2 protein-coding genes are annotated in these 2,742 nt (G+C 66.0%); both read left to right on the top strand.

From position 1 onward, the window contains the following. A partial coding sequence (locus IRZ30_RS16885; RefSeq protein WP_294086855.1) for a nucleotide disphospho-sugar-binding domain-containing protein occupies window positions 1-943 on the top strand: 943 nt, incomplete at its 5' end. Between the two features lie 162 nt (window positions 944-1,105). Continuing rightward, the coding region (locus IRZ30_RS16880) for an ATP-dependent DNA helicase RecQ (protein ID WP_294086854.1) at window positions 1,106-2,742 on the top strand (1,637 nt) is incomplete at its 3' end.

Here is a 2,742-nt window from a genome sequence, read left to right as displayed (position 1 = left end):
CTTCCCGGCGATGCTGACGGCGGGCGTCCCCTGGGTGCGGATCATCTCCTGCAATCCGTTGGAGATCGCCGACTCGGACCTGCCGCCGGCGCTTTCCGGCCTGCCGACCGACGATCGGTCCGAGTGGGAGCGGTGGCGCGCCGAGTACGACCGCTGTCACGCCGACCTGTACGCCCGCTTCCATGCCTTCGTCCAGGAGAACGGCTGCCCGCCGCTGCCGCCCGGCCAGTTCATGTACGAGTCGCCCTGGCTCAACCTTTACCTCTACCCGGAGGAGGCCGACTACCCACGCTCACGCCCGCTCCCCGCGACGTACCACCGGCTCGACTCGTCGGTCCGCGACACCGAGCCGCCCTTCTCGGTGCCGGAGTCGCTGCGTGGTGAAGGGCCACTGATCTACGTCAGCCTCGGGAGCCTGGGGTCTGCTGAGCCGGAGTTGATGAACCGGCTGGTGGACTTGTTCGCCGGGACGGACTACCGGGTCATCATGAGCCTCGGGCCGCAGGCGGGCCAGATCGAGCTGCCGCCGAACATCTGGGGCGAGGAGTTCTTGCCGCAGCCGTCGATCCTGCCGCTGGTGGACGCGGTGGTCACCCACGGCGGCAACAACACGGTCACCGAGAGCGTACACTTCGGTAAGCCGATGCTCGTGCTGCCGCTCTTCTGGGACCAGCACGACAATGCGCAGCGGGTGCAGGAAGTCGGGTTCGGCTGGCGCCTCACGTCCTACGGCTTCACGGACGCCGAGTTCCACGAGGCGCTGACCGATCTGCTCCGGGACGACGCGCGCCGCGCGCGCATGCAGCGAATCGCGGCGCGGCTGCAAGCCAATCCGGGGACGGTGAAGGCTGCCGACCTGATCGAGCGCGTCGCCGTCACCGGCGAGCCGGTGCTGCGCGAGGACGTGGCCGGAACGTCCGCGGGCGCGGGGGATGGTGCCTGAGGGCACTAATCTGGATGAGGGCTGGTCACCTCAGTGTCTAGGTCGTTAGCCTCCTGGGCGGAGGGTAGGACTCCAGGAGGCTCGGCTGGGAAACAGGAGTGTGTTCGACACGACACTTCGCGCTGGGCGAGGCGCTGGTAGCTGACCGGGGAGGGCCGGGGGGTGACGTTGAAGGAGCGGGCACTCGCTTATCTGCGACAGGCGCTCAACGATCCTAGCGCGGAGTTCCACGAGGGCCAGTTGGAGGCGATCGCGCTGGTGGTCGAGCGGCGGGCACGGGTCCTTGTGGTGCAGCGCACTGGTTGGGGCAAGAGCATAGTCTACTTCCTGGCCACGCGGCTGCTACGGGATGGCGGGGCTGGTCCAACCTTGTTGATCTCACCGCTCCTCGCACTGATGCGGAATCAACGGGACGCCGCGGCGCGCCTAGGTGTTCGAGCAAGATCGTTTGCTTCCGACAACCGGGACGAATGGGACGAGGTAAGGGCTCGCCTGCTGGCCGATGAGGTCGATCTGCTACTGATTTCGCCCGAGCGCCTGGCCAACGACCAGTTCCGCGATAACGTGCTGCTGCCGATCGCCCATCGCATTGGCTTACTCGTTGTGGATGAAGCGCACTGTATTTCCGACTGGGGTCATGACTTCCGGCCTGACTACCGGCGTATCGCGCGCGTTCTGAACTCGCTGCCACCGGGAGTCCCGGTTATCACGACTACCGCCACAGCCAACGATCGGGTGGTACGGGATATCGTGGAACAAGTCGGCGCCGACTTAGTCGTGCTCCGAGGTCCCTTGGGGCGCAGGAGCCTACGCCTACAAGTCATCCGTATGCCGGACCAAGCGGATCGCCTCGCTTGGCTGGCTGAGCATGTGCCGAATATGCCCGGAAGCGGCATCATCTATACCCTGACAACCCGGGACGCCGATCGCGTAGCGAGTTGGTTGCAGTGCTGTGGGATCGACGCTGCTGCGTACCATGCTGGAATCGGCGCTGAGCAACGCATCGCGCGAGAGGAGGACCTCCTTCGGAACCGCCTCAAGGTCCTGGTTGCGACCACCGCGCTCGGCATGGGATTCGACAAGCCCGACCTCGGATTCGTCGTGCATTTCCAGCGTCCCGGCTCGGTCATTGCGTACTACCAGCAGATTGGGCGGGCTGGCCGTGCTCTGCCAACTGCGTACGCGGTCCTGCTTGGTGGTGAAGAGGACGACGAGATCATCGACTACTTCATCCGCACCGCGTTCCCGCCTGAGGGGCGTGCGGAGGAGGTGCTCTCGCTGCTAGAGGCGGCACCGGACGGACTCACGGTGGCGCAACTCGAGGAGCGGGTCAACTGGTCGCGCTCGGAGATCGAGAAGGTGCTGACGTACCTAAGCGTCATGTCGCCGGCCCCGGTCAGCCGCCTCAAGGGGGTGTGGGTGCGCAATCCCGTCCCGTACCGGCCCGACCGCGCGCGAGTCGCCGCCATTACCGCGTTGCGTCGTCATGAACAGGCACGCATGCAGATGTTCATGGCGGGTGACGAGTGCCTCATGGCGTTTCTGCAGCGGGAACTTGACGACCCTGATCCGCGACCGTGTGGACGCTGCTCCGTCTGCGTCGGGCGACCGCTCATTCCGGAGTCGTTCTCAAAGGAGACCGCAGAGGCAGCCCGACGCTTCCTTCGGAGCTGCGCACAGCCCATCTCGCCTCGCACGCGCTGGCCTCGGGTTGTCGTGCGTGACCCAAACCGCTCCTCCGTCATTGCCCCTGAGTTTCGAATCGAGGAGGGGCGGGCGCTGGCGGATTGGGGCGACGG

Origin of the sequence: Sphaerobacter sp., assembly GCF_019683595.1 — a bacterium.
GTDB lineage: Bacteria > Chloroflexota > Chloroflexia > Thermomicrobiales > Thermomicrobiaceae > Sphaerobacter.
Note: the sequence above shows the minus strand (reverse complement) of the source record. Positions and strands in the feature narration are given on the sequence as shown.